The organism is Micromonospora deserti (genome assembly GCF_003236335.1).
GTDB classification, from domain to species: Bacteria; Actinomycetota; Actinomycetes; order Mycobacteriales; family Micromonosporaceae; genus Micromonospora; species Micromonospora deserti.
In genome coordinates this window covers 1-438 of record NZ_POUB01000572.1, presented here as the reverse complement: position 1 = coordinate 438, position 438 = coordinate 1, and the positions used below count along the sequence as shown (strand labels likewise).

Genomic DNA, 438 nt, shown 5'->3' with positions numbered 1-438 from the left:
CCCAACCCGCGGCCACAACGATTTGCGCGGTGTGCAACGCAGCCGCATCGCTGGCAAACGCGCGCGCGGTGCCGCGAAACATGTTGCGCGAGAACTGGTCGAGTACGACGATGCGCGCGATGGCTTCGAGCGGCGTATCCATCCAGGTGTCGGCGTCACCCGTGGAAAGCGCTTCCCACAGCGGCAGGAAACGGGCGCGGATCTCGGCATCGAACGCGTCGGACTTGGTGAACCACTCCGACCGTGCATCGATCAGCGGCGCGTTGCCGAACCAGAATGTGAGCACGTCGTCTGCCGTGGGCAAACCGATCATCGGGGTCTCCTCGAATATGTTCTTGTAGGGTGCGCTTTCGCGCGGCACCTTAGCGTTGCACGTTCCGCATCCAGTCGGCGGTCTGCCAGAACGCCTGCATCAGGCGCATCTGCAGGGCTTCGTCC

General features: G+C 63.9%; 1 protein-coding gene. It reads right to left on the bottom strand.

From position 1 onward, the window contains the following. On the bottom strand, nt 1–313 hold a 313-nt coding region (locus C1I99_RS35500), incomplete at its 3' end, for a DUF924 family protein (protein ID WP_146604125.1). Nucleotides 314–438: the final 125 nt, after the last annotated feature.